The organism is Couchioplanes azureus (assembly GCF_014648355.1).
GTDB lineage: Bacteria > Actinomycetota > Actinomycetes > Mycobacteriales > Micromonosporaceae > Actinoplanes > Actinoplanes azureus.
The window spans coordinates 768,422-794,433 of record NZ_BMQY01000002.1; the positions used below are offsets into that span (position 1 = coordinate 768,422).

Genomic DNA, 26,012 nt, shown 5'->3' on the forward strand with positions numbered 1-26,012 from the left:
GAGAAGGGCCCGCCGCGCTCCTGCGCGACGGGCCCTCTCTCTGTCCGCGGCTCAGACGACGACGCTCACCAGCCGGCCGGGAACCACGATGACCTTGCGGGGCTCACGACCTGCCAGCGCCTCGGCTACGGCGGCCAGCGCCGCCTGCCGTACGGAGTCCTCGGCCGTGTCCGGCGCGACCTCGACCCGCCCGCGGACCTTGCCGTTGACCTGCACCGGATAGGTCACCGACTCGGCGACCAGCTGGGCCGGGTCGGCGACCGGGAAGTCCGCGTACGCCACCGTGCCGTCGTGGCCCAGCTTGCGCCACAGCTCCTCGGCCAGGTGCGGCGCGAACGGCGACATCATCAGCACCAGCGGCTCCACCGCCTCGCGCGACGTGGTCTCCAGCGGCGTCAGCGTGTTGGTCAGCTGGATCAGCTTGGCGATCGCCGTGTTGAAGCGCAGCTCGTCCATGTCCTCGCGGACCCCGGCGATGGTCTGGTGCAGCGTCCGGCGCACCTTCGGGTCCAGCGGGGTGTCGGTGACCCGTACCGCACCGGTGTCCTCGTCCACGATCAGGCGCCACACGCGCTGCAGGAACCGCTGTGACCCCACGACCGCACGGGTCTCCCAGGGGCGCGAGACGTCCAGCGGGCCCATGGCCATCTCGTAGACCCGGAAGGTGTCGGCGCCGTACTCGTCGCACATCTGGTCGGGAGTGACCACGTTCTTCAGCGACTTGCCCATCTTGCCGTACGACCGGGTCACCTCCTTCTCGCCGTGGAAGTACTTGCCGTCGCGCTCCACGACCTCCTCGGCGGGCACGTAGAAGCCCCGCTCGTCCTGGAAGGCGTACGCCTGGATGTAGCCCTGGTTGAACAGCCTGCGGAACGGCTCGAAGGACGAGACGTGGCCCAGGTCGAACAGGACCTTGTGCCAGAAGCGGGCGTACAGCAGGTGCAGGACCGCGTGCTCGACGCCGCCGACGTACAGGTCGACGCCGCCGGGGTCGCCCGGACCCTGCGGGCCCATCCAGTAGGCCTCGTTGGCCTTGTCGACCAGCGCCTGGTCGTTGCGCGGGTCCAGGTAGCGCAGCTCGTACCAGCAGGAACCGGCCCACTGCGGCATGGTGTTGGTCTCGCGGGTGTAGGTCTTCGGGCCGTCACCCAGATCCAGCTCGACCTGCACCCAGTCCTTCTTGCGCGACAGCGGCGTCTCCGGCTCGGTGTCGGCGTCGTCCGGGTCGAAGGTGCGCGGCGAGAAGTCGTCGACCTCGGGCAGCTCGACGGGCAGCATCGACTCCGGCAGGGCGACCGGCAGGCCGGTCTCGTCGTAGACGATCGGGAACGGCTCGCCCCAGTAGCGCTGCCGGCTGAACAGCCAGTCGCGCAGCCGGTAGGTGGTCGCGCCGGTGCCCTTGCCGTGCTCCTCCAGCCAGGCGATCATCGCGGCCTTGGCCTCGGCGACTCCCATGCCGTTCAGCCAGTCGCTGTTGATCGCCGGTCCCTCGCCGGTGAAGGCGCCCTCGAACCCCTCCGGCGCCTCGACCGTACGGATGATCGGCAGCTCGAACACCTCGGCGAACGCCCAGTCTCGCTCGTCCTGGCCGGGCACCGCCATGATCGCGCCGGTGCCGTAGCCGGCCAGCACGTAGTCGGCGATGAACACCGGGATGCGCTCGTCGTTGACCGGGTTGGTCGCGTACGCGCCGGTGAAGACGCCGGTCTTGACCTTGGCGTCGGCGGTGCGCTCCTCCTCGGTCTTGGCCGCGGCGGCGGCACGGTAGGCCGCGACGGCCTCGGCCGGCGTCGCGTGGCCGCCGGTCCAGGCGTCCCTCGTTCCCTCCGGCCAGGCCGCGGGCACCAGGGTGGAGACCAGCTCGTGCTCCGGCGCCAGCACCATGTAGGTGGCGCCGAACAGCGTGTCGGGGCGCGTGGTGAAGACGGTGATCTTCGCGTCGCCCGCGGTGCGGAAGTCGACGTGCGCGCCGCGCGAGCGGCCGATCCAGTTGCGCTGCATCAGCTTGACCGGCTCGGGCCAGTCCAGCGCGTCCAGGTCGTCGACCAGGCGGTCACCGTACGCGGTGATCCGCATCATCCACTGCTTCAGCGAGCGCTGGAAGACCGGGTAGTTGCCGCGCTCGCTGCGGCCCTCCGGGGTGACCTCCTCGTTGGCCAGCACGGTGCCCAGCCCCGGGCACCAGTTCACCGGCGCCTCGCTGACGTACGCCAGCCGGAAGCCGTCGATCACCTTGCGCCGCTCGACCGGCGTCAGCCCGGACCAGTCCCGCCCGTCCGGCACGGCGCGCGTGCCCGCCTCGAACTCCTTCACCAGCTCGTCGATCGGGCGCGCCTTGCGCAGCTCCGGGTCGAACCAGGAGTTGTAGACCTGCAGGAAGATCCACTGGGTCCAGCGGTAGTAGTCCGGGTCGGTGGTGGAGAAGGTGCGCCGCTCGTCGTACGCCAGCCCCAGGCGCCGCAGCTGGCCGCGGTAGCGCTCGACGTTCGCCTCGGTCGTGGTGCGCGGGTGGGTGCCGGTCTGCACCGCGTACTGCTCGGCCGGCAGCCCGAACGCGTCGAAGCCCATCGGGTGCAGCACGTTGAAGCCCGCCATGCGCTTGTAGCGGGTGTAGGAGTCGGTGCCGATGTAGCCCAGCGGGTGCCCGACGTGCAGGCCGGCGCCCGACGGGTACGGGAACATGTCCTGCACGTGCAGCTTCGGCGCCCCGGCCCGGGGGTGGCCCGGGTCGGCCAGCTCACCGGTGGGGTTCGGCGCGAAGAAGGTGCCGTTCTCGGCCCAGTACGCCTGCCAGCGCGGCTCGATCTGCGCCGCCATCGCGGCCGTGTAGCGGTACGGCGGGACGTCCGCGCCGGTCTCGGACTCGCTCATCGTCACCATCTCGTTCTCGTCGGCCTGCCTGTGGACACAAAAAAGCCCCCTACGCAGGAGGGGGCGCCGCGCTGGGACTCGTCCGCCGGACGAGCAGCACGGCTAGCTAAGAAGCAGGAAGGCACGGGCCATAGGGGGATGATACCCGCCCCGGTTCGGCGCCGACGACCGGTATCGCCCCCAGCGATTCGTAACCCATCCGATATGTGTATCTGGTTGACCCCATGCCGAATTAGGCCTCAACGCCCCACTCGGCGAGTTCGTGTGACCGGGATAACCTGTGGGGAACGGGCGGCGGCGCCGGAGGCCCACGGACACCCCGGCCGCCCGCGAACCTTCGGCCCCTGACCGGTGCGCGGCACCGGGAAGGGGCTTGAACGACATGGAGGAGGCCCGTGACAACCCCCACCTGGGACGAGCCCGGCGGTCCGCTGTCGGCTGACGACTTCCGCGCCGCCAGCGAAGCGATCATCGCCAACATCGAGCAGGTCATCGAGGGCAAGAGCGCGACCGTACGGCTCGCGCTCGCCGTGATGCTGGCCGAGGGCCACCTGCTGATCGAGGATGTACCCGGCGTCGGCAAGACCACACTCGCCAAGGCGCTGGCCCGCTCGATCGACTGCTCGGTGCGCCGTATCCAGTTCACCCCGGACCTGCTGCCCAGCGACGTGACCGGCGTCAGCGTCTACAACCAGGAGACGCGCGACTTCGAGTTCAAGCCGGGCGCGGTCTTCGCCAACCTGGTGGTCGGCGACGAGATCAACCGGGCCTCCCCGAAGACCCAGTCCGCCCTGCTCGAGTGCATGGAGGAGCGGCAGGTCACGGTCGACGGGACCACGTACGAGCTGCAGTCGCCGTTCATGGTCATCGCGACCCAGAACCCGATCGAGATGGAGGGCACGTACCCGCTGCCCGAGGCGCAGCGTGACCGGTTCACCGCCCGGATCGCGATGGGCTACCCGGACCCCCGCGCGGAGATGGCCATGCTCAACGGTCACGGCGCCCACGACCCGTTCACCGACCTGCGGGCCGTCGCGGACGCCGCGCTGGTGCGCCGCCTGATCGCCACCGCGCGCGACGTGCACGCGGCCGAGGCCGTCCAGCAGTACGCGATCGCGCTGGTCACGGCCACCCGCGAGGCGCCGGAGATCCGCCTCGGCGCGTCGCCGCGGTCCACGCTGCAGCTCCTGCGCACCGCCAAGGCGGTCGCCGCGCTCGAGGGACGCGACTACGTGCTCCCCGACGACCTGCAGGCGCTGGCCGTGCCGGTGCTCGCCCACCGGATCATCCCGACCGCCGACGCGCAGCTCAACCGCCGCACCACCGACGCGATCGTGGCCGAGATCGTGCACCGGCTGCCGCTGCCGCACGACCGCGGCCGCTCGCCGTACGACACCCGCGCCGCGGGCGGTGGAGGCACGCAGTACGAGTCGCGGGGGCTCTGACATGCGGGAGGCCTTGCGGGGCATGACCACCCGCGGCCGCTCGTTCCTCGCCGCGGCCGGCGCCGCGGCGCTCTCCGCGGTGATCCTCGGGGAGAAGGACCTGCTGCGCGTCGCGATCCTGCTGGCGGCGCTGCCGCTGCTGGCCGCGGCGTACGTCGGGCGCAGCCGGTACAAACTGGCCTGCACCCGGTCCCTGGAGCCGGCCCGGGCGCCGGTCGGCTCCAGCGCGCGGGTCGTGCTGCGCCTGCAGAACCTGTCCCGGCTGCCCACCGGGACGCTGCTGATGGAGGACCGGCTGCCGTACGCGCTGGGCAGCCGGCCGCGGGTGGTGCTGGAACGCCTGGGCGCGCAGATGGCCAGCTCGGTGGCGTACACGGTGCGCGCCGACATCCGCGGCCGCTACCCGGTGGGCCCGCTGGTGATCCGGCTGACCGACCCCTTCGGCCTGTGCGAGCTGACCCGCTCCTTCCCCAGCGTCGACCGGCTCACGGTCATCCCCGAGGTGACGCCGCTGCCGGCGGTGCGTCTGGCGGGCGAGTACGCGGGCACCGGCGACAGCCGCGCCCGCTCGGCCGCCGTGCACGGCGAGGACGACGCGGCCACCCGCGAGTACCGCCGCGGCGACGACCTACGCCGGGTCCACTGGCGCTCCACCGCCCGCACCGGCGAGCTGATGGTGCGCCGCGAGGAACAGCCCTGGGAGTCGCGGGCCACCGTCGTCCTCGACACCCGGCTCTACGCCCACCGCGGCGACGGCCCGACCGCCAGCTTCGAGTGGGCGGTGTCGGCGGCCGCCAGCATCGCGGTCCACCTGCGCCGGTCCGGATACAAGCTCCGCCTGGTCACGGGTACGGGCATCGACCTCGACGCGCTGGAGGCCGGCGGCGAGGGCGCCCTGCTGGACACCCTCGCGGACGTCAAGCTGACCCAGACCGGCGACATCTCGGTCCTGGTCGACCTGGTCCGGCGCCGCTCCGACGGCGGACTGGTCATCGGCTTGTTCGGCGCGCTGACCGTCGCCGAGGCCGAGATCCTCTCCGGGCTGCGCGGCAACGGCGCCACCTGCATCGGGTTCGCCGTGGACAGCTCCACCTGGGTTTCCCTGACGCCCACCGACCGGCAGGAGGCGGACCGGCAGCACGCGGCGACGTCGCTGGCCCTGATCCGCAGCGGCTGGCGCTCGGTGCCGGTGAAGCACGGCGACTCGCTCGCGACGCTGTGGCCGGCGGTCGGGCGCGGATCGCAGGGCTTCGCCTACCGGGCCGCGATGGCCGAGACCGTGGCGGGCATGTGATGAACGGAGTTCTGCTGTGACCGGGCGACGACGACTCGGACTGGTGGCCGCGGGGGCGACCCTGCTCTCCGCGGCGCCCCTGTCGGCGATCTTCGAGACCTGGACCTGGCTGCTGCAGTGCGTCCTCGCGGTCGGCCTGGTCGCCGGCGCGGCGGTGCTGACCCGCAGCATGCGCCTGCCCACCTGGGCCCAGATGGCGGGCATGGCGCTGACCCTGCTGCTCACCCTGTCCTGGATGTTCCCCAGCGGCGACGAGCTGCTGTCGGTGATCCCGACGCCGCCGACCTTCCAGCACTTCGGCGAGCTCTTCCAGCAGGCCGGCGTCGACACCCGGTCGTACGGCGTACCGGTCCCCGACCGCGACGGCCTGCTCTTCCTCGCCACGCTGGGGATCGGCGCCGTGGCCATCGTCGTCGACCTGCTCACCGTGGTGGCCCGCCGCCCCGCGCTGGCCGGCCTGCCGATGCTGGCCATCTACTCGGTGCCGGTCGCGGTGTACGTGGACAGCGTCCCGGTCGTCCCGTTCGCCGTGGGCGCGATCGGCTTCCTCTGGCTGCTGGTCGCCGACAACGTCGACCGGGTCCGCCGCTTCGGCCGCCGCTTCACCGGCGACGGCCGCGACGTGGACGTCTGGGAGCCGTCCCCGCTGGCCGCGGCCGGCCGCCGGCTCGCCGTGCTCGGCGTCGCCGCCGCCGTGCTGCTCCCGCTGATCGTGCCCGGCCTCGACACCGGCCTGCTGAACCGGCTCACCCAGGTCGGCGCGGGCGCGGGCGGCGGCGGCACGGGCGGCGGCAGCGGGCGCATCAACCTGTTCGCCTCGCTCACCGGCTATCTCAACCAGAGCGAGACGGTCGACTTCATGAGGGTCAGGACCAACGAACCGGACCCGTTCTACCTGCGCATCGCCACCGGGGACGTGCTCACCGCCGAGGGCATCGCCAACCGGACGCCGGCCGGGCGCCCGCTGCCGCGCGGCCTGGCCGACCCGCGGGACAGCACCGTGCTCGGGGAGTTCCGGCAGTACCGCGCCGAGGTCGAGATCACCAACAAGTACGCGCAGAACCTCGCGCCGATCTACTCCTCCACCATCAAGATCGACGGTCTCGACGGCGCCTGGTCGTACGACCCGTCCGCCCAGGCGGTCTTCTCCGGTCGCAGCACCACCAAGGGCCAGAAGTACTCGTTCGACTACGTCCGTGCCCAGTACACCCCCGACCTGCTGCGGGAGGCCGGGCCGCTGTCGCAGGACAACCCGGTCCGCCAGCAGTTCACCGCCGTGCCGGACGACCCCAAGGTCAAGGCCCTGGTGGCGCGCCTGGTCAAGGGCAAGGACACCGAGTACGACAAGTTCCTGGCGCTGTACCGGCACTTCTCCCGGGACAACGGCTTCACGTACAGCCGGAACACGGCCGAAGCCGAGGACGGCGCCTCGGCGATCTCCGCCTTCCTGGACAACAAGACCGGCTACTGCCAGCAGTACGCGACGGCGCTCACCTGGATGGCCCGCGTGGCCGGCATCCCGGCCCGGGTGGCGTTCGGCTTCACCCGCGGCACCCGCGACGGCGACGGGTACGTGATCACCAACCGCAACGCGCACGCCTGGACCGAGGTCTACCTCGACGGCTTCGGCTGGATCCCGTTCGACGCCACCCCGGCGGCGTCGATCGTGGGCTCCAGCCGCACGGGCTGGGCACCCGACATCGACCGGGTCGACGTCCCCTCGGCCTCGCCGACGGCGTCGAGCGTCCCGGGCGCCGCAGGCTCCCCCGGCCCGGGCGGCGCGAACCGCCCCGACCGGGACCCCGACGAGAACACCCTCGGTGCCGCCGACGCCGAGACCCCGTCGGGCGGCTCCTCCACCGGCCTGCTGATCACCGGCCTCGCCGCCCTGGTCGTGGCGTTGCTGCTGGTGCCGGCGTTGCGCCGGGTGCTGGTCCGCAGGCGCCGGCATGCGGCGACGGCCCCGGCCACGACGGCGGCGGCCGCGGCGGAGACCCCACCGGGCACCCGCGACGTCACCGTCACGACCGAGTCGGTACGCGCCCGCGAGGACGCCCACGCCGCCTGGGACGAGCTCGTCGACACGATGGTCGACTACCGCGTGCCGGTGGACCCGACCGAGACGCCCCGGCACACCGCCCAGCGGCTGATCCGCGAGGCGGAGCTGACCGGCGCGCCGGCCGATGGGGCGGTCCTGCTGGGCCAGGCCGAGGAACGCGCCCGGTACGCCCGCCGCCCGCTGCAGGGCGAGGGCCTCACGGCGGCGCTGGCGCAGGTGCGCAAGGGACTGGCCGGCACGGCGTCTCGTCCGGTCAGGCTGCGGGCGGTGCTCCTGCCGCCGTCGGTGATGCTCCGCTGGCGCATGGGCCTGGCCGAGCAGTCGACCCGCTGGCTGAGCTCGTTCAGCCGGATGCGCGACCTGCTGGTCCGCTTCAGTCCCCGCCGGCTGCTCGCGGGACGCGCCCGCTGACGACGGTCGCCGCCGGGCGGTAGTCAGGCCGCCGGGTGGTGGTCGGACCGGACAGCCACGGCCCGCCGCCCCATGACCTGGGGCGGCGGGCCGCGTCGTTCCTGGACCGGGTGGCGGGCCGCGTCGAGGCGCGGATATGGCGATGGCGGCCGGGTGGCCGCCATCGTGTCGCCGTGGGTCGCCGGGCTAGCGGTGGCCCTCCGGGCGCTGACGCCAGCGGTCCTCGAGCCGGTCGATGAGGCCCGCCTTGCGCGTCTGCCGGGTGCGGCGGGTGGCGGTGCCGCCGACGGCGTGCAGGTCGGGTGCCTGTCCCTTGCGGCGGGTCTGCATCGCGAACGCGGCCGCGGACAGCATGACCACGAAACCGGCCACGCCGAGCGGCGTATTGCTGCTCACGGTGCCGTAGACAACCAGTGCGAGACCCAAGGCGATCACGAACGCCCCGGCGACCAGCCGGCGCCGGGCGTGGAAGCGCGGGTCACTGTTTCGCACAGCCGAGGCGAACTTGGGGTCCTCGGCAAGCGACCGCTCGATCTGATCGAACAGCCGCTGCTCGTGCTCCGAGAGCGGCACGGCATTCCTCCCCGGGCGCATGTCCGGCCCCCCGGCGTTGGTGCGGGCGGGCCGATGGTGCGAGGCAGCCGACCGGCTGCCTTACCCGCAAGTCTACGAGGGGGTTGGCGGGTCGGAAAGCGGGACGACCGTCGAGTGCGGGTGATTTTCAGTCCGGCGGAGATCGGTTCGTCCCAAAAGACTGGCCGGTCCGACGATGGAGCGGCCGAACCGGGCCGCCGCCGCGTCGGCTGCGGCCTCCGCCTCGCGCCAGCCGCGCTCCGGCTCACCCAGCGTGAGCTGCCGCGATGCGGTCGCCGCGGCGGCCAGACCCTCGACCCGGACGCCGACCAGCCGGATCGGCTCGCCCGGGCGCAGCGCCTGGAACAGCGCGAGCGAGACCTCGAAGATCTCGCGTGCCACATCGGTGGTCGTCCGCATCGTGCGTGAGCGGCTGACCGTGCGAAAGTCGGCGAGCCGGATCTTTATGGACACCGTCCGCCCGACGTTGCCGCTCGCCCGCAGCCGGGCGCCGACCTTGTCGGAGAGCGCGAGCAGGCTGCGCCGGATCGTGGCCGGGTCGGTGACGTCGGTATCGTAGGTGAGCTCGGCACCGATCGACTTCTCCTCGCGCTCGGCGACCACCCGGCGCGGGTCGCGGCCCCAGGCCAGCTCGTGCAGGTGGGCGGCGGACGCCTCCCCGAGCGCCGCGCGCAGCATGCCCGCCGGCGCGCGGGCCAGGTCGCCGACCGTCGTCAGCCCGAGCCGGTGCAGCTGCGCGGCCGCCTTCTCGCCCACGCCCCACAGCGCGCCCACGGGCAGCGGGTGCACAAACTCCAGGACCTCGCCGGCCGGGACGACCGTCATGCCGTCGGGCTTGGCCCGGGCCGAGCCGAGCTTGGCGACGAACTTGCTCGGGGCGACCCCCACCGAGCAGGTCAGCCGCTGCTCCGCGAGGACCCGCCGGCGGATCGACCGGGCGATCTCCGCCGGGCGCCCGAGCAGCCGCTGCGCGCCGGCCACGTCGAGGAACGCCTCGTCCAGCGAGAGGGGCTCGACCAGCGGGGTCACGTCGCGGAAGATCCGCATGACCGCCTCGGAGGCGGCCGAGTAGGCGCCGAAGTCGGGCGGCAGGAACACGGCCTGCGGGCACAGCGCCCGCGCCCGCAGGCCCGGCATCGCGCTGCGCACGCCGAAGCGCCGGGCCTCGTAGCTCGCGGAGCTGACCACGCCGCGCGGGCCCGCCCCGCCCACCACGACGGGCCGTCCCCGCAGCTCGGGCCGCCGGCGCACCTCGACCGAGGCGAAGAACGCGTCCATGTCGACGTGCAGGATCGTGCACCCCGCGTCGTCGGCGTCCGGGCCGAACCGCGGGTCACGCCCCTGCCCGATCGCCTGACTGCGTCCCACGGCAGCAGACTAGACAGGGGGTCCGACAAGAACGCCTCAGGCAGCGAAGCTGAGCAGGGGAACCGTCATCTCCGTGGCGGTGACGGAGCCGTGGTAGGCCACCAGCCGGCCGACCGTCGGCGGCTCCCATCCGCCGGCCAGCACGACGGTGTGGTCGAGGCACACCACCACCACGTCCCCGATGCGCCCGAGGTGATCCGGCGGCACCGGGCCGTAGAGACCGCTCTCGACGGCCTCCTGGCGGGTGAGCACCCACGCCGACGTGCCGAGCACCGCGCGGTACGCCGCCACGACGTCGGCCACCGCGCCGTCGGTGACGTGGAGGTAGCGGACCCGGGGCTCCCCGGCGACCCCGGCGATCCCGGCGCTCAAGGCCGGATTGGCGGCCAGGTCGACGCGGGTGTGCGCGGGAATGTCGAGCTGCCCGTGGTCGGCCGTGACCAGCAGGGCGGCGCCCGGTGGCAGCCCCTCGGCCAGGCGCCCGACCAGCTCGCCGACGGTCGTCGCGGCGGCCCGCCACGGATCGGAGTCGATGCCCGAGGCATGCCCGTGGTGGTCGAGGTCGGGGTGGTAGCCGTACACGAGGCCGGGCTCGGCCAGCGCGGCCAGCATGGCGGTGGCGAGGGCGTGCGGGTCACCGGCCCCGGTGAACGTCGCGCCGCGGTAGGCCGCGACGGTCAGCCCGGTGCCCTCGAACTCGGCCTTGGTGACCAGCGCGGTGCGCGTGCCGGCGGCGGCCGCCGCCTCGAACCGCGTCGGGACCGGCTGCCAGACGGCCGGGTCCGGGTCGGCGCCCCAGGCGATGTGGTTGAGCACGCCGCCGTCCGGGCGCCGCACCGTGAAGCCCAGGACGCCGTGCGCACCGGGCGGCGCGCCGGTGCCGAGGGTGACCAGGCTGACCGGTGTGGTCGAGGGAAAACCGGAGGTGAGCGTCCGGCCGGGCAGCTGCGTCAGAATCGGCGCGTGCGGCGCCGCGACCGGGATCTGGTACGCCCCCAGCCCGTCGACCAGCAGCACCGCGATGCGGTCGACGCCGCCGAGCACCTCGCCGAGCCCCAGCACGTCCGTGGCACCGGGCACCCCGAGCACGGCCATCGCGCTCGGCAGCAGCTCGGCGAGGCTGCCGGAACCGTAGGCGGGCCGCACCACCCCGAGCGCGGACTCACCCTGCGGTCCGCAGGGCGGCAGAGAGGACGTCACGGGCGGCGCGCGAAGACGTGGAGCTGGGCGGCGATGTCGCGGAACGGCGGCCGGGCGGACAGTGCCAGCTCCAGATCGAGCATGGTCCGCGGGTCCGCCTCCACCACCGCGGCGGGCAGGAGGTCCGCCAGGACCCGTACGCCCCGGGTCTCCTCGACCGTGAGCCCCGCCGCCGTGAGCAGCGCCTCGGCGGTCTCCACGTCGTAGCGCCGGCGCAGTGTGTCGCGCCCGCCGGCGCGGCCGTCGGGGTCGTCGAGCAACGCGGACGCCGCGTCGAGATGACCGTTGAAGGCCCGGCCGAGCACCGCGGCGGCCCGCCCGGCGACCAGCAGGCTGACCGCTCCCCCGGGCCGCAGCGCCGCCGCGACGGCGGCGACCACGTCCGCCGGGTCGTCGACGACCTCGAGCACGGCATGGCACAGGATGAGGTCGGCGCTGCCCGGCGCGACCAGCCCGGCGAGCGCGTCACCGTCGCCCTGGACGGCGCGGACCCGGTCGGCGACGCCCGCGTCGGCGGCGCGCCGGGTGAGGGCGGCGAGCGCGTCCGGGCTGGCGTCGACGACCGTGACCCGGTGCCCGGCCTCGGCCAGCGGTACGGCGAAGCCTCCCGTCCCGCCGCCCACGTCGACCACGGTCAGCTCCCGGCCGGCGTGGCGCTCGAGCTCGCGGCGGAGTACGGCCCAGACGGCGGCCGTGCGCGGGGTGACGGGTGGTCGGGGGCTGCGCGTCGGTGCGGTGTCCACACGCGCAGCGTATCGGCCGGCGGCTCGCCGAGGACGCCGCGCCGGGCCGGTCACCCCCGGTGTCGGACGCCGGGCACCGGCGGACCATGGACGCCGGGCACCGGCGGACCATGGACGCCGGGCACCGGCGGACCATGGACGCCGGGCACCGGCGGACCATGGACGCCGGGTCTCAGAAGGCCAGGACGACTCCGGTCGCGAGGTGCATCTCGCAGGGATTGCCGAACTGCCGCGTCCAGTCGACCTTGGCGCCCTTCCACCGGCCGGTGATCTCGGCGGTGATCGGCGCGTACTCCATCGTGCACACGCCGGGGACGGGCCTGATCCGCGCCGGGTCGCCGCCGGCCCTGGCCAGCGCCGCGCACGCCCTGCCCTTCTTCGGATGCGCGCCGCCGGTCGGGTTGCAGCGCAGCACGACCGCGGCGGCGAAGCCCGCGTCGGCCATATAGCTCAGGGTCAGCTCGCTCTTCTTCGCGGCCGCCGGGGCCGCGTCCGCGGCGGAAGCCGGGCTGGCGGCGGTGAGGCCGGCGAGGACCAGGACGGCGGACAGGCCGATGGTACGGATCATGATGTCGCTCCCCCGTCGTGCGTTTCCTGCGCATCCGGTGTACGCCCCAAAAGGTGCGGTACACGCAGAACGGAAATATAGTGTCCGTTCAGCGGAAGTCGCGGGACGCGGGCGTGACCGGCGGGGTGAGCGCGTCGAGCCGGTCCGCGACCAGGTTCAGCACTCCCTCCACCTTCTCCAGCCGCCCCCGCACCACCAGCGCCGTACTGGTCCGGGCCACCCGCCGGTAGCGCTGCCACAACCCCGGCGAGCAGGTGACGTTGAGCATCCCGGTCTCGTCCTCCAGGTTGACGAAGGTGACCCCGCCCGCGGTCGCCGGCCGCTGCCGGTGGGTGACGATGCCGCCGGCCCGGATGCGGGTGCCGGCCTCGACGCGGCCGAGCCGCGCGATCGGCAGCGCGCCCCGGCGGGTCAGCTCCTCGCGGAGGAACTGCGCGGGGTGCGCGTCCGGGGACAGGCCCGTCGCCCACACGTCGGCGACCAGCTTGTCCACCTCGCCCATGCCGGGCAGCGTGGGCGCGTCGGTGCCGGTGACCGTGCCCGGCAGGCGGTCCGGCCGGTCCTGGGCGGCGGCCCCGGCCGCCCACAGCGCCTCCCGGCGGGACAGCCCGAAACCCGCGAAGGCGTCGGAGGTGGCGAGGGCCTCCAGGTGGGCGGTCGCGCATCCGGTCCGGCGGGCGAGATCCGCCATGTCCCGGTACGGGCCGTGCGCACGGCGCTCCTCCTCGACGGTCTTCGCCATCTCCTCGCCGAGGGTACGGACACTCGACAGCCCCATCCGTACGGCCGGCCCGCCCAGTCCCCACGCGTGCGGCGGCTCCCCGGGCGCCGAGCCCCACCGGGTGGTCGCCGTGGACTCCAGCGTCGCCGCGGCGTCGCTGAGGTTGATGTCCGGCCGGCGGACCTCGACCCCGTGCCGGCGGGCGTCGTCCACCAGCGACTGCGGCGAGTAGAAGCCCATCGGCTGGGCGTTGAGCAGGGCCGCGCAGAAGGCGGCCGGGTGATAGCGCTTCAGCCAGGCGCTCGCGTACACGAGAAAGGCGAAGCTCATGGCGTGGCTCTCCGGGAAGCCGTAGCTGGCGAACGCGGACAGCTTCAGGAACAGGTCGTCGGCGAGATCTCCGGTGATCCCGCGCGCCGCCATCCCCTCGTAGAGCCGCTTCTTGATCCGCTCCATCTTCTCCATCGACCGCTTCGACCCCATGGCCCGCCGCAGCTGATCCGCCTCGGCCGGGTCGAACCCCGCCACGTCGATCGCGAGCTGCATCAGCTGCTCCTGGAACAGCGGCACACCGAGCGTCTTGGCGAGCGCGTTGGCCATGAGCGGATGCGGAACCGACGGCTCCTCGAGTCCGTTTTTTCGCCGTATATAAGGATGAACAGATCCACCTTGGATCGGCCCCGGACGGATCAGCGCGACCTCGATGACCAGATCGTAGAATTTGTCCGGCTTGAGCCGGGGCAGGGTGGCCATCTGCGCCCGGCTTTCCACCTGGAAGACCCCGACGGAATCGGCGCGGCACAACATCGCGTAGACCTCGGGATCGTCGAGCCGCATGGTGCCGAGATCCAGATCGGACTCGATCATGTCGTACGCATAGTGCAGGGCCGACAGCATCCCCAGGCCGAGCAGGTCGAACTTGACCAGGTCGACCGCCGCGCAGTCGTCCTTGTCCCACTGCAGCACCGTGCGCCCCGGCATCCGCCCCCACTCCACCGGGCACACCTCGATGATCGGCCGGTCGCAGATCACCATGCCGCCCGAGTGGATGCCCAGGTGCCGTGGAAAGTCCTGCACCTCGTTCGCGAACGCGACCACCTGCTCCGGGATGTCCTCCACGTCGACGGCCGCGACGCTGCCCCACCGGTCGATCTGCTTGCTCCACGCGTCCTGCTGCCCGGGCGAGAAACCGAAGGCCTTGGCCATGTCGCGTACGGCGGAACGCGGACGGTACGAGATCACGTTGGCGACCTGCGCGGTGTGCTCCCGGCCGTGCTTGTCGTACACGTACTGGATCACCTCCTCGCGCCGGTCCGACTCGATGTCCACGTCGATGTCCGGCGGGCCGTCCCGCTCCGGCGCCAGGAACCGCTCGAAGAGCAGGTCGTACTCGACGGCGTCCACATTGGTGATGCGCAGCGCGTAGCAGACCGCGGAGTTCGCCGCCGAGCCCCGCCCCTGGCAGTAGATGTTCTTCTCGCGGCAGAACCGCACGATGTCGTACACCACCAGGAAGTAGCCGGGGAAATCCAGCTCCTCGATCATCCGCAGCTCGTGCTCGAGCTGCGCGTACGCCTTCGGATGCGCCTGCGGCGGCCCGTACCGCTCCCGGGCGCCGCGCATGGTCAGCTCCCGCAGCCAGCTCATCTCGGTGTGCCCCGGCTCCGGGATGGCGAAGGCCGGCAGCCGCGGCGCGACCAGCTGCAGGTCGAAGGCGAGATCGTCGCCGAACATCGCGGCGTTCTCCACCGCACCCGGGTACGCCGCGAACCGCCGCTTCATCTCGGCCCCGCTGCGCAGGTGGGCGGCGCCGGCCGCGGGCAGCCAGCCGTCGATCTCGTCGAGGCTGCGCCGGGCCCGGACCGCGGCCAGCGCCGTGGCCAGCCGGCGCCGGCCCGGGGTCGCGTAGTGCACGTTGTTGGTGGCGACCACCTCCAGCCGGCGGCTCTGCGCCAGGTCGTACAGGGCGTCGTTGCGGTCGCCGTCGTACGGGTCGCCGTGGTCGGTCAGCTCGACGGCGACGTTGCCGGCGCCGAAGAGGCCGACCAGCCGGTCCAGCTCGCGCGCCGCGCCGCGCGGCCCCTCGGCGGCGAGGGCCCGCGGGACGCTGCCCTTGCGGCATCCGGTCAGCACCAGCACGTGGTCGCGCAGCACCTCGGCGATCTGCTCGAGGTCCCCGTACGCCGGTTTGCCCTTCTCCGCGCCGTCGAGCTGGCCGCGGGAGATCGTCCGGGCGAGGCGGGCGTAGCCCTCCGGCCCGTGCGCGAGGGCGAGCAGATGCCGGCCCTCCGGGTCGGCCGCACCGTTCTGCGGCTTCGACAGGTCCAGGGAGAGCTCGGCGCCGAAGATCGTGGGCAGGCCGAGCTCGCGGGCGGCCTGCGAGAACCGCACCACCCCGTAGAAGCCGTCGTGGTCGGTGACGGCGAGCCCGGTGAGCCCCAGCCGCACCGCCTCCTCGGCGAGCTCCTCCGGATGGCTCGCACCGTCCAGGAAGCTGAAGTTGGTGTGGCAGTGCAGCTCGGCGTACCGCTCCTCGGGCCGGGTGCGGATCAGGGCGGGCGCCTCGTACGGCTGCCGCTTGCGGCTCCAGGCAGGCGAGTCGCCGCCGTCACCGTCGACGGCGAGCGGGTCGACGACGTGCAGATGCCGCCTGGCCCGGCCGGTGAGGGCGCTCTCCAGCTCACCCCACGGCTTCGGCGGATTGTGGAAGCCCATCACGTACCCCTAGTCGTAGATCGCCTCGATCGCCCAATGCCCCGACGACAGGGACAGCAGGAACGCCCGCCCGTCCGCGACGGCCATCTGGAACCGGGCCCGGCGGCGCGACTCGGCCGGCGCCCACCACCGCTCGTCCACCGGCCACGGCCCGGCCCACCCGGTGATCTCGGCGGGCTCGTCACCGATCATCAGGACGGCCGGGTCGCCGCTCAGTTCGAGGCGGGCGCTGACGGCGACCGGCGTACCCGTCCCGTCCAGCACCACGGCGGGCGCGGGCAGCGGCAGGACCAGCGCGGGCGAGGGCGCGGGGATACGGCCCGGCCACGGTGGACGGTCATCCTTCCGGGCCTTCCTCCCCGTACCTTTCCCTCCCTTTCCTCCCTCCCCTAGTTGTCCCCTCTGCCCTGGCTGCCCTCTCTCTCCTGGCTGCCCTCCCTCTCCTGGCTGCCCTCCCTCTCCTGGCTTCTCGATTTGTTCGATATCTCCCATATGCGGGATATTTTCTCTTTCCCTTATTTGTTCCACTTCTCCGTCAGCGACTGCCACGAAGGTCGGCATCGGCACCGGCGAGGAGCCCGGCCGGGCCGGCTCCCGCTCGTCACCCCACGGCACGAACCGCACCCGGTCGTCGGCGGACCGGCCACCGCCGGCCACCGCGGTGAGCACCGACTCGGGGCCGAGCAGACCCTGGATCCGGCTCAGCGCCCGGTGCGCCCGCTCCCGTTCCGCGCCCGCGTCACCCCACAGGCCGGGCTGGAGTCCCAGGTGGACGAGGACGCCGTCGGGCACCAGCCGGAGCCGGACCAGGCCCGCGGTCGGCCGGACGGGCGCGCCGCGGCGGGCGCCGGTCAGCCAGCCGTCGAGCTGCCAGCGCACCCGTTCGGCGATGGCCGCGGCGGTGAGCATCCCGTCGTGGCGCCACACCCGGTGCAGTTCCTGGCCGTCGGCGGTGACCGCCTCGATGCCCAGCCGGGTGCAGGCCAGACCGTGCGCGGCGAGCCGGTCGTGCAGCCGCTCGGCCAGCGCCCGCCCGGCGAACGCGGCGACGTCGACCCGTTCGAGCGGCTCGTCGTACGTGCCGGACACCTCGAGGTCGGGCGGCGGCTGCCGGACGGCGAGCGGCCGATGGTCGAGCCCGGCGGCGAGCCGGTGCGCGAGCGCCCCGTCGAACCCGAACCGGCTCAGCACGTCGGAGGCGGGCAGCGCGGCGAAGTCACCCAGCGTCGCCACCCCGAGCCGGCGCAACAGGTCGGCCAGCGCGGGCCGCTCCAGCGCCTCGATGGTCACCGAGGCGAGAAACTCCCGGGTACGCCCGGGGGCGACGATCCGCCCGGCCCGAGCGGCCAGCCCGGCGGCGAACACCCCGTCGGCGATGCCCACCTGGCTCTCGACGGCACAGGCCTGCGCCACCTGCTCGACGATCCGCTCGGCGGCCCGCTCCTCACCCCCGAAGTAGCGCGAAGGCCCCCGCGCGGCCAGTGCACAGGCACCGGGTCGCACCACCTCGACCCCGACGGCAACCTCCTCGACGGCGGCGACCACCGGCTCGAAGGCCCGGGCGTCCCGCCTCGGATCGTCCTCGACGACGACGAGCTGAGGACAACGCCCCTGGGCCTCCCGCCGCCGCAGCCCCCGCCGCACCCCCTCGGCCCGGGCCGCCTCCGAACAGGCGACAACCCGGTTGCCCCGCAACACGACAACCGGCCCGGCAGCGGAAACCCCCTCCACGATCTCAGCGGCGACGACCGGCCAGTCCGGGCACCAGACCAGCAAGGTACGAGGCCCCGAAGCGGCACTCACGTCGACTCCACGATGGACACCCGCACCCCGGCCGACGGCCCACCCTCCCGGGCCGAGCACGAGTCGACCCCCACCGGCCAAGACACCAGCGACCCGGACGCGGCCCTCCCGGACGCGGACGACGTGGGTGAGACGGACGCAGGCCGGGCGGACGCGGACGGCCCGGGCACGGGTGTTGCGGGGATCCCGGGCATCCACATGGTCAGCTCCTTGGGCCGAGCGGCAGCCCCCCGCCCCCGGGCGACCACGGTGACCTCCCGCCGCCGCAACCGCCCCCGCCCCGCGCCGAGCCCCTCCCAACGCCCCCGGGTGACCTGCAGGGTGACGTCGGCCCCGTCCCACCGCCCGTATGGCACGAGCACACACCCCCGCTGCCGAGCCCGGGCGACGAGCCGGCTGGCGACGGAGGCGGAGACAGACCCGGGAACGGCGACGACCACGACATCGACCCCGTCGATGAGCGCGGCGACCACGGTCGGCCACTCGGGGCCCGGGTTCGGCACCAGAGCCAGCCGCTCGAGAGCAATCCCGCTCTCGGCGGCCGCAAGCACCCCGAGCGCCGGAACACCCACCACGGCACACCACGATCCGGCACGGGAGGCAGCGGCGAGAAGAGCAAGCAGAAGAGAGGTATTCCCACCTCCCGTCCCCACCGAGACGCCGGCGCCTGCGGAGGCACCCACCCTGGCCATCGCAGCTGTGGAGGCACCCGCCCTGGCCACCGCTGCGGCGCCTGCTCCACTGCCCACAGCGGCTCCCGCGCCGGCATCGGCGAAAGACAGGGGAAGCTGCCGCTTCTGCGACGAGCCGGACCGTGCGGGGCCGGGGCCGGGTCCGGCACCGTGTGCAGGGCCGGTTCCGTGCTTCCAGCCGTGCTCCGAGCGGTGGGAAGGACCGGAGGCCCGGTCCCTCGGGAGGCCGGAGCCGGAAGGAAGTCCGATCGCGACGGTGCTGCCCCGGCGAAGCCCCCGCCCGGGCAGCAATCCCCCCAACGCGGGAAGTACCGGCAGCACCCGGTGCATCCCGCTCTCGACGATCTCGCCGGCAGGACGCACCAGGTCGGCAAGAGCCGCAGCCCCACCGATCATGCGCCCGGCCATCGTCCCGCCCCGCTGTACACATTCACCAAAGATCAGTAGTCGGTCGGCCGGCCGGCAAGCCGGCCCGCGTCAGACCGTCAGCACCTGGACGAGCAGGCAAGTGGCCGACCAGGAAAGTGGACGGTCAGCAAGCGCGCGGCCAGGAAGGCGACGGCAAGCAAGCACACGACCTCGAAGCGACCAGCCGGCAGCGCGCCGTCCGGCAGCGACGGCCGGCGAGCGCATGACCGGGTGGCGACGGCCAGCCAGCACACGGCCAGGCGGTGGCAGGCAGCGACCGGCCGACCGGCAAGTGGACGGCCAGGCAACGATCAGCGTCGCCGCGACACACCGCCAGGCGAACTGCCGCAACACACCAGCCAGGCGAACTGCCACAACACACCGCCAGGGCGAGAACACACCGCCAGGGCGAGCTGTTGCAGCACATCAGCCAGGCGAGGCGCTGCAACGGCTGGGGGTGCGGGCCAGGCAGGGCGGTTAGCCGGGTGGCCGGCTAGGCGGCTTCGAGGGTGGGCTGAAAGGCGAGGCCGAGTGCCGACTGCACCAGGGACACGAAGGTCTCCGCCGCTCTCAGCAGGTCGTCCGCCTCCCGGGTGGTCACCACTCGGGGAATGCCGGCCTCCGCCGCCGCTCGTTTGGCGGCGCCCAGGGCGAAGTAGTTGGCCCAGTCGCCGAACTCGGGGGCCACCAGGACCAGGAGCGACCAGACGCTGGTCACGCGGTTGCGGCGGCTGGGGGCGGCCGGTCTGGCGCGGGCGGCGAGGACCGCGGCGGCGGCTCGGAGGGCGGCCAGGTGGGCCGCCGCGTAGCGCAGCCCGTCGGGGCGGGTGCGGGCCGCCTCGACCAGGCCTTGGCGGGCGATCGCGAGCAGTTGGGCCGGGGTGCGGTGCGGCAGGAGGTTGGCGGGAATCGTCGGAGCCGCCTGCGTCCCCGCCGTGGGGGCGTGCGCCAGGCCGAACGACTGTGGCTCCGGCGGACCGGACCGCGACACACCGGTCCGCGGCGAACGCGCCTCCGGCAGCCCAGGATCCGGCATGCCCGGCACCGCCAGCCCAGGATCCGGCGTGCCCGGCACCGACAGACCCGGCTCTCGCGTGGCCGGCCCCGACGGACCACGGGCCGGCAAGCCACGAGCCGACCGAGCATGGGCCGACCGAGCATGGGCCGGCAAGCCACGGGCCGACGGAGCACGGGCCGGCAAGCCGGGATCGGACGAGCCGGGATCGGACGAGCCGGGATCGGACGAGCCGGGCTCCGGCAGACCGGACTCCGGGAAGCCGGGGTCGGAGACGCCGGTATCCGGGGGGCTCGGCGGCGGGACGGGTGCTCTCGCGCCCGGTGCCGGGTTGCTCACCATGGGTCTCTCCTCGCGTGTATCGCATCCGACGTGCTGGTCGAACCGTCGCTGCGGAGGAAGGCACAGCGGGGTGGCGCTGCCGGCCGGGTGTGAAGCTTCCCCACACCACACCCGGCCGGACTTCGCCGGCGGGGTCCGTCGTCCGCCGCCCGGGGGTCGAGGGCGGCGGACGACGGTCCTGCCTGGTGCAGGCCCGGACCCGCGAATGCCCGGACCTTGCGTGCGGCGCTTCGCGGGCGCCACACCCGGGAGCCGCGCCGCGAACGCGGCCTCCCGATCAGTCAGCCCGGGTGCCCGATCGGTCCGGAAAGCCGTTCCCGCGCCGGCCGGTGGTGGGCGCCTGCCCGGAGGGGACAGCCACCCGACCGGGTGCGACCGGCAGGGAACAACCGTTCGACTTAATCGAACACTCGTTCTAACTACCGGAGAGAGTAACACTCCCCTCCGACAAAAAAGCAACGCCGAGAAGAGCGACGTCACGCACCGAGGCGGCGAGAAAGACAGCGACACGGGAGAGCGAGAAGGAACGGGGCCGAGGCGAGAAGGACGCGAGACACCGGAGGTGAGCAGGGACGCGGGCACCGGAGGCGAGAGGGGACGCAAGGCGCGGAGGCGAGAAAGGACGGGACGCGGAAGGGTGGCGGTGGCGCGGGAAGGGCGGCGGTGGCGCGGGAAGGGCGGCGGTGGTGCGGGGAGGGCGGCGGTGGTGCGGGGAGGGCGGCGGTGGTGCGGGGAGGGCGGCGGTGGTGCGGGGAGGGCGCGTCGGGGGTGGACCGTGCGGACGGCCGGTTCGTTGATTCCGGGCGTATCGGTTGTCAGGATGCATACGGGTACGGCACCCCCATCCGTACCCCGCGGCGAAGGGACGGGACATGCGCACGATCGTGGTCACCGGGGCGAGTTCCGGGGTAGGGCTGGCCGCCGCGACGGAGCTGGCCGCGCAGGGCGACCAGGTGGTCGTCGTCGGGCGTGATCCCGGCCGGTTGCGCGCGGCGACGGCGGCGGTCCGGGCGGCGGCGACCGGCCCCGAGCCGGGCGAGTTCCGGGCGGACTTCGAGTCCCTGGACGAGGTACGGCGGCTCGCGGACCGTCTGCTGGAGACGTACCCGGCGATCGACGTCCTCGCGAACAACGCCGGCGGCATGCTGGGGGCGTACCGCAAGACGGTGGACGGCTTCGAGGCGACCCTGGCGGGCAACCACCTCTCGCCCTTTCTCCTGACCCACCTGCTGCGCGAGCGGCTGCGCGGCGGCCGGGTGGTGAACACCGCCTCCCGGCGGCACCAGCCGGACGGGCTCGATCCCGACGACCTCGCCGGCGACCCGGCGTCGTGGGGCGGCTGGCGGGCCTACGCCGCGAGCAAGGCGGCCAACATCCTCTTCACCGCGGAGGCGGCCCGGCGCTGGCCGGACGTCCTGTCGGTGGCCTTCCATCCGGGCGTGGTGCGCACGAACTTCGGCGTGGGCCCGGTGACGCGGTTCTTCTACCGGGCCGCCCCGTTCCTGACCACCCCGCAGAAGGCGGGCGCGCTGCTGGCGTGGCTGGCGACCGCGTCCGCGGCCGAGCTGCGCAACGGCGCGTACTACGTCGGGCGCGAGGTCACCGCGCCGGACCGGCGGCTGGCCGATCCGGCGCTCGCCTCCCGGCTCTGGGAGACGAGCGCCAAGGCGGTCGGCATCTAGCCGGCGGCCGAGCCGTCCAGCAGTTCCCGCAGGGCGGCGTGCGTCTCGTGGTCCGCCGCCACCACCAGCCCGCCGGCCCCGGTGTGCAGCGGCTGTCCGTCGATCCCGGTGACCACGCAGCCCGCCGCCTGGCACAGCGCGATCCCGGCGGCGAAGTGGACGCTGTCGCGCAGCCGGCCGTCGGTGACGTACGCGGCGCGCCGGCCGGCGGCGACCCAGGCCACGGCGAGGGTGCTGGACACCACCCGCGGCCCGAACCGCTGCCCGAAGCGGGGGTCGGCGAGCAGGTCCGCCGCCCGGAAGCGGGGCGCGTTGGGGAACGGCGGGTCGAGGTTGAGGTCCACCAGCAGCGACTCCGCCGACGGGGTGAGCGGCTCGTCGGCGCCGTCGCGGCGTACCCGGGCGGCGGTGCCGTCGGTCCAGAAGACCTCGCCGGAGAACGGGTCGGCGGACGCCGCCGCGGTGATCTCCGAGCCGGTGCGCAGGGCGACGTTCACGGCGACCAGCATGGTGCGGGCCGCGAAGTTGCGGGTGCCGCAGAGCGGGTCGACGAGCCACATCCGCTCGGTGCCCGGTCCGCCGGTACGGCCGCTCTCCTCTCCGGTGACGGCGTCGCCGGGGCGGGCGGCGCGCAGCACGTCGACGATGACCTGCTCGGCCTCGACGTCGGCGGAGGTGGCGAAGTCGCCGGCGGACTTGGCGAAGCGGGTCAGCGCCGAGCCGTACGCGCGGAGGACGACGCCGGCCCCCGCCTGCGCCGCCGCGATCGCCAGCTCCACATCCGTGATCATCGTGCGTTCCGGACGGAGATCGTGATCGGCATGGACCGACGATAAAGATCGCGATCAACACGGGCGAAGAGCAGGACGGCGCAGTAGCGTGACGGCATGGTCTCCGTCCCGCCGCTGGTCACGCTGCACGTGTGGCGGGTGCCGCGGCGCTCGGTCGGGCGGGCTTTCGCCCGGATGGCGGCGGATCCGCGGCGGTTGCGCCGGTTGCCCGGGGTGCGCTTCGGCAAGCTGCTCGGCACCGGGACGGGAACGAGTTTCGGGCCGGGCGACGCCGACCTGACCCGCTATGCGGCCGTGGTCTCCTGGGACAGCGGCAGCGGCGGCGACCTGGGCGGGGTCGGCTCGGCGTGGGAGTCGATCGCGACGTCCGCCGCGCGGGTCGACCTGCGGCCGCTGACCAGCCGGGGGCGGTGGTCCGGGACGGCGCCGTTCGGCGAGCCGTCCGGTGGCCCGCGGGCGGGACGCCGGGAGACGAGCCCCGGCGACGGGCCGGTGCTCGCGCTCACCCGGGCCCGGCTGCGGCCGGCGAAGGCGCTGACGTTCTGGAGGGCCGTGCCGCCGGTGGCCCGCGAGCTCGCCGCCGCGCCGGGGCTGCTGGCCCGGTTCGGTGTCGGCGAGGCGCCGGTCGGCTGGCAGGGCACGGTCAGCGTGTGGCGCGACGCGACGGACCTGACCCGCTTCGCGTACCGTCAGCCGGAGCACCGCGCGGTGATCGCGCGGACGGCGGCCACGCGCTGGTACGCCGAGGACCTGTTCGCCCGGTTCACGGTGCTCGGCATCAACGGCGACAGGGCCGTGCTGGGCTGGCGGGAAGGAGAGCGATGAGGCTCGTCCCCTGGCAGCCGGACGACATGCTCCGGCGGCTGGACGACGTGGTGAGCGTGTACGGCGAGGCGATGGGCTACCGCGCCGAGCTGCTGCAGACCCGCCGCGGGTACATCGGCGCGCACGTGCGCCGGGCCGGCTTCCGCGCCGTGGCCACCCTGACCACCGACGGTCACCTCGCCGGTTTCGGGTACGGCTACGCGTCCGGCCCCGGCCAGTGGTGGCACGACCAGGTCCGCGCGGCGCTGGACGAGACCGCCCGGCGGCGCTGGCTGTCCGACTGCTTCGAGGTGGTCGAGCTGCACGTACGCCCGAGCGCGCAGGGGCACGGCATCGGCGCCCGCCAGTTGCGGGCGCTGCTGGCGATGGCGGACGGCTCGACCGTGCTGCTGTCGACGCCGGAGGCCGACGAGCAGCGGTCGCGGGCCTGGCGGCTCTACCGCCGCTTCGGGTTCTCCGACGTGCTGCGCGACTTCTACTTCCCCGGCGACGAGCGGGCGTTCGCGATCCTCGGCCGCGGCCTGCCGCTGACCGAGCGCCCGCCGGCCGAGGAAACCGCGGCCGAGGACGCCCCCGGCATTGTCGGCATCTGACCGGCCGCCGGAAGGACGGCCGCCGAACGGTCCGCTGTGGGCGCTGCTCGGCGCCCTCGTGCTGGTGCAGATCTGCTATCCGCTGACCCGCGGCGAGGTCCGGGCCGGTCTCACGGTCACCACGGTCGTGCTGGGCTACGTGCTCTCGGTGGCGCACGCCTGGCGCGGGAGGGGCGCCCGGACCGCCCTCGCGCTGGTCGCCACCGCGACGCTGGGCGGGTTCGCGGTCGAGGCGCTCGGCGTGGCGACCGGCTTCCCGTTCGGCACGTACGACTACGCGGGCCGGCTCGGCCCCGAGGTGCTCGGCGTCCCGCTGATCATCCCGCTGGCCTGGACCTGGATGGCCTGGCCGGCGTGGCTGGCCGCGCTGCGCCTGGCCCGGGCCCGGGCGGCGCGGATCGCCCTGGCCGCGGCGGGGCTCGCCGCCTGGGATCTCTTCCTCGACCCGCAGATGGTGGCCGAGGGGTACTGGGTCTGGGACTCCCCCACCCCGGCGCTGCCGGGTGTGCCCGGCGTCCCGATCGGCAACTACCTGGGCTGGCTGGGCTTCGCGCTGCTGCTGATGACCGTGCTGGCGGTCGCGACCGGGCCGGCCGGTCACCGCCGCGACCGCGGGGACGGCCCGATGCTGGCGCTGTGGCTGTGGACGTACGCTTCGTCCGTGCTCGCCCACGCGGTCTTCCTGGGCCTGCCCTGGTCCGCGCTCTGGGGCGGCGTGCTCATGGGTGCGGTCGTGCTGCCGCTGGTCCCCGCCGTCCGGCGCGCCGCATGATCTGGTTCGCCCTGCTGCCGCTGCTCGCGCTCACCGGGCACACGCTGGTCAACGCCGCGCTGCTGCGCAGACCCCCGCGGAATGCGACGGTCACCGAGCGCGTCGCCGTGTTGGTGCCGCTGCGTGACGAGGCGGACCGGGTCACGCCCTGCCTGGAGGCGCTGCTCGGTCAGCGCGGGGTGCCCGGCCTGGAGATCGTCGTGCTGGACGACGGCTCGGCCGACGGCACCGCGGACGTCGTGCGCCGGGTCGCCGGGGAGCGGGTGCGGCTGCTGACCGGTGCGCCGCTGCCCGCGGGCTGGCTCGGCAAGCCGTACGCCTGCGCGCAGCTCGCCGAGGCGGCCCGCGACAGCGACGTGCTGGTCTTCGTCGACGCCGACGTCGTGCTGGCGGCCGACGCGGTGGCCGCCGGCGTCGCCCTGCTGCGCTCGGCGCGGGTCACGCTGCTGTCGCCGTACCCGCGGATCACCGGGGCGGGGCGTCTCGTCCAGCCGCTGCTGCAGTGGTCCTGGCTCACGTTCCTGCCGCTGCGGCTCATGGAGCGCTCGCCGCGGCCCTCGCTGTGCGCCGCCGGCGGGCAGTGGCTGGTCGCCGACCGGGCCGGCTACCGGCGGGCGGGCGGGCACGCGGCGGTGCGCGGCGACGTGCTCGAGGACATCGCCCTGGCGCGGGCGGTCAAGCGCTCCGGCGGACGGGTCGCGCTCGCGGACGGATCGCGGCTGGCCACCTGCCATATGTACGCGTCGTGGCGGGAGCTGGCCGACGGCTACGGCAAGTCGTTGTGGGCGTCGTTCGGGTCGCCCGCCGGTGCGGCCGCCGTCGTGCTCCTGCTGCTGCTTCTGTACGCGGCGCCGCCCGTGACCGCGGCAGCCGCCCTGACGACGGCCAGCGTGGACCTTGCGTGGTGGAGTGTGTGCGCGTACGGGATCGGGGTCCTCGGCAGGGTGATCTCCGCGGCCGCGACGGGCGGGCGGACCTGGCCCGACCCGCTGGCCCAGCCGGTGTCGATCGTGGTCTTCGCGGCCCTGGTGGCGCGCTCGTTCGCGCTGCGCCGCCGCGGCCTGCTGAGCTGGCGCGGACGGCCGGTATGACCCGGGCGG

Annotated in this window: 19 protein-coding genes; 8 read left to right on the forward strand and 11 right to left on the reverse strand. The window is 74.0% G+C overall.

Going from position 1 to position 26,012, the window contains the following annotated elements:
• Positions 1–51 precede the first annotated feature (51 nt).
• On the reverse strand, positions 52–2,871 hold the full coding sequence (leuS, locus tag IEY99_RS10550; protein ID WP_189201847.1) for a leucine--tRNA ligase: 2,820 nt from the start codon (positions 2,869–2,871) through the stop codon (positions 52–54).
• Between the two features lie 395 nt (positions 2,872–3,266).
• Between leuS and IEY99_RS10555 the strand changes: the two genes are divergently transcribed.
• From IEY99_RS10555 to IEY99_RS10565, 3 genes are read left to right on the forward strand one after another with little or no spacing between them, the layout of a single operon-like run.
• Complete coding sequence (locus IEY99_RS10555) at positions 3,267–4,316, forward strand: AAA family ATPase (RefSeq protein WP_189201849.1); 1,050 nt, start codon at positions 3,267–3,269, stop codon at positions 4,314–4,316.
• A gap of 1 nt (position 4,317) precedes the next feature.
• Positions 4,318–5,610 carry a DUF58 domain-containing protein gene (locus IEY99_RS10560; RefSeq protein WP_189201851.1) on the forward strand — a complete coding sequence of 431 codons (1,293 nt, stop codon included), beginning with the start codon at positions 4,318–4,320 and terminating at the stop codon, positions 5,608–5,610.
• A 16-nt stretch (positions 5,611–5,626) separates the two neighbouring features.
• Positions 5,627–8,080: a transglutaminase TgpA family protein gene (locus IEY99_RS10565; protein WP_189201853.1), complete on the forward strand. Its 2,454-nt coding sequence runs from the start codon at positions 5,627–5,629 to the stop codon at positions 8,078–8,080.
• A gap of 186 nt (positions 8,081–8,266) precedes the next feature.
• Here the strand turns inward: IEY99_RS10565 and IEY99_RS10570 are convergent, their stop codons facing one another.
• The 9 genes from IEY99_RS10570 to IEY99_RS10610 form a co-directional block, all read right to left on the reverse strand.
• Positions 8,267–8,653, reverse strand: a complete 387-nt coding sequence (locus IEY99_RS10570) for an SCO2097 family morphological protein (RefSeq protein WP_189201855.1) — start codon at positions 8,651–8,653, stop codon at positions 8,267–8,269.
• Positions 8,654–8,746: 93 nt separating this feature from the next.
• On the reverse strand, positions 8,747–10,042 hold the full coding sequence (locus tag IEY99_RS10575; protein WP_189201857.1) for a DNA polymerase IV: 1,296 nt from the start codon (positions 10,040–10,042) through the stop codon (positions 8,747–8,749).
• Positions 10,043–10,078: 36 nt separating this feature from the next.
• Complete coding sequence (locus IEY99_RS10580; RefSeq protein WP_229798444.1) at positions 10,079–11,242, reverse strand: alkaline phosphatase family protein; 1,164 nt, start codon at positions 11,240–11,242, stop codon at positions 10,079–10,081.
• Positions 11,239–11,985 (reverse strand): methyltransferase domain-containing protein, encoded by a 747-nt coding sequence (locus IEY99_RS10585; protein ID WP_189201858.1) that lies wholly within the window; start codon positions 11,983–11,985, stop codon positions 11,239–11,241. Before IEY99_RS10585 ends, IEY99_RS10580 begins: the two co-directional genes overlap by 4 nt.
• Before the next feature lie 172 nt (positions 11,986–12,157).
• Entirely contained in the window at positions 12,158–12,553 is a 396-nt protein-coding gene (locus IEY99_RS10590) for an SSI family serine proteinase inhibitor (RefSeq protein WP_189201860.1), read from the reverse strand.
• Between the two features lie 88 nt (positions 12,554–12,641).
• The gene (locus IEY99_RS10595) at positions 12,642–15,989 is read right to left on the reverse strand and encodes an error-prone DNA polymerase (RefSeq protein ID WP_189201861.1); all 3,348 of its coding nucleotides are present in this window, start codon (positions 15,987–15,989) and stop codon (positions 12,642–12,644) included.
• Between the two features lie 9 nt (positions 15,990–15,998).
• On the reverse strand, positions 15,999–17,792 hold the full coding sequence (locus tag IEY99_RS10600) for a DNA polymerase Y family protein (RefSeq protein WP_189201863.1): 1,794 nt from the start codon (positions 17,790–17,792) through the stop codon (positions 15,999–16,001).
• On the reverse strand, positions 17,789–18,541 hold the full coding sequence (gene imuA' / locus IEY99_RS10605; RefSeq protein WP_377747984.1) for a DnaE2-dependent mutagenesis accessory factor ImuA': 753 nt from the start codon (positions 18,539–18,541) through the stop codon (positions 17,789–17,791). Before imuA' ends, IEY99_RS10600 begins: the two co-directional genes overlap by 4 nt.
• Before the next feature lie 844 nt (positions 18,542–19,385).
• Complete coding sequence (locus IEY99_RS10610; protein WP_189201864.1) at positions 19,386–19,928, reverse strand: SAV_6107 family HEPN domain-containing protein; 543 nt, start codon at positions 19,926–19,928, stop codon at positions 19,386–19,388.
• Between the two features lie 1,193 nt (positions 19,929–21,121).
• On the opposite strand from IEY99_RS10610, the gene IEY99_RS10615 reads away from it, so the two are divergent.
• Complete coding sequence (locus tag IEY99_RS10615; RefSeq protein WP_189201866.1) at positions 21,122–21,931, forward strand: SDR family NAD(P)-dependent oxidoreductase; 810 nt, start codon at positions 21,122–21,124, stop codon at positions 21,929–21,931.
• Here IEY99_RS10615 and IEY99_RS10620 read toward each other — a convergent pair.
• Positions 21,928–22,722, reverse strand: a complete 795-nt coding sequence (locus IEY99_RS10620; RefSeq protein ID WP_189201868.1) for an inositol monophosphatase family protein — start codon at positions 22,720–22,722, stop codon at positions 21,928–21,930. The genes IEY99_RS10615 and IEY99_RS10620 overlap by 4 nt on opposite strands.
• Positions 22,723–22,818: 96 nt before the next feature.
• Here IEY99_RS10620 and IEY99_RS10625 point away from each other — a divergent pair, with 96 nt between their 5' ends.
• The 4 genes from IEY99_RS10625 to IEY99_RS10640 are packed head-to-tail and all read left to right on the forward strand — an operon-like array spanning position 22,819 to position 26,003.
• Positions 22,819–23,547 carry a monooxygenase gene (locus tag IEY99_RS10625; protein ID WP_189201870.1) on the forward strand — a complete coding sequence of 243 codons (729 nt, stop codon included), beginning with the start codon at positions 22,819–22,821 and terminating at the stop codon, positions 23,545–23,547.
• Entirely contained in the window at positions 23,544–24,140 is a 597-nt protein-coding gene (locus IEY99_RS10630) for a GNAT family N-acetyltransferase (protein ID WP_189201872.1), read from the forward strand. Before IEY99_RS10625 ends, IEY99_RS10630 begins: the two co-directional genes overlap by 4 nt.
• The gene (locus IEY99_RS10635; protein ID WP_229798446.1) at positions 24,127–24,912 is read left to right on the forward strand and encodes a carotenoid biosynthesis protein; all 786 of its coding nucleotides are present in this window, start codon (positions 24,127–24,129) and stop codon (positions 24,910–24,912) included. The genes IEY99_RS10630 and IEY99_RS10635 overlap by 14 nt, the downstream gene beginning before the upstream one ends.
• A complete protein-coding gene (locus tag IEY99_RS10640) occupies positions 24,909–26,003 on the forward strand; it encodes a glycosyltransferase family 2 protein (RefSeq protein ID WP_189201874.1) in 1,095 nt (364 codons plus the stop codon). Before IEY99_RS10635 ends, IEY99_RS10640 begins: the two co-directional genes overlap by 4 nt.
• Positions 26,004–26,012: the final 9 nt, after the last annotated feature.

Excerpts from the sequence above, each read along its gene's own strand:
- IEY99_RS10630 (WP_189201872.1), top strand. The coding sequence starts at position 23,544 with ATGAGGCTCGTCCCCTGGCAGCCGGACGACATGCTCCGGCGGCTGGAC.
- IEY99_RS10625 (WP_189201870.1), top strand. The coding sequence starts at position 22,819 with ATGGTCTCCGTCCCGCCGCTGGTCACGCTGCACGTGTGGCGGGTGCCG.
- IEY99_RS10620 (WP_189201868.1), bottom strand. The coding sequence starts at position 22,722 with ATGATCACGGATGTGGAGCTGGCGATCGCGGCGGCGCAGGCGGGGGCC.
- IEY99_RS10560 (WP_189201851.1), top strand. The coding sequence starts at position 4,318 with ATGCGGGAGGCCTTGCGGGGCATGACCACCCGCGGCCGCTCGTTCCTC.
- IEY99_RS10610 (WP_189201864.1), bottom strand. The coding sequence starts at position 19,928 with ATGCCGGATCCTGGGCTGCCGGAGGCGCGTTCGCCGCGGACCGGTGTG.
- IEY99_RS10640 (WP_189201874.1), top strand. The coding sequence starts at position 24,909 with ATGATCTGGTTCGCCCTGCTGCCGCTGCTCGCGCTCACCGGGCACACG.
- IEY99_RS10615 (WP_189201866.1), top strand. The coding sequence starts at position 21,122 with ATGCGCACGATCGTGGTCACCGGGGCGAGTTCCGGGGTAGGGCTGGCC.
- leuS (WP_189201847.1), bottom strand. The coding sequence starts at position 2,871 with ATGAGCGAGTCCGAGACCGGCGCGGACGTCCCGCCGTACCGCTACACG.
- IEY99_RS10595 (WP_189201861.1), bottom strand. The coding sequence starts at position 15,989 with ATGGGCTTCCACAATCCGCCGAAGCCGTGGGGTGAGCTGGAGAGCGCC.
- IEY99_RS10590 (WP_189201860.1), bottom strand. The coding sequence starts at position 12,553 with ATGATCCGTACCATCGGCCTGTCCGCCGTCCTGGTCCTCGCCGGCCTC.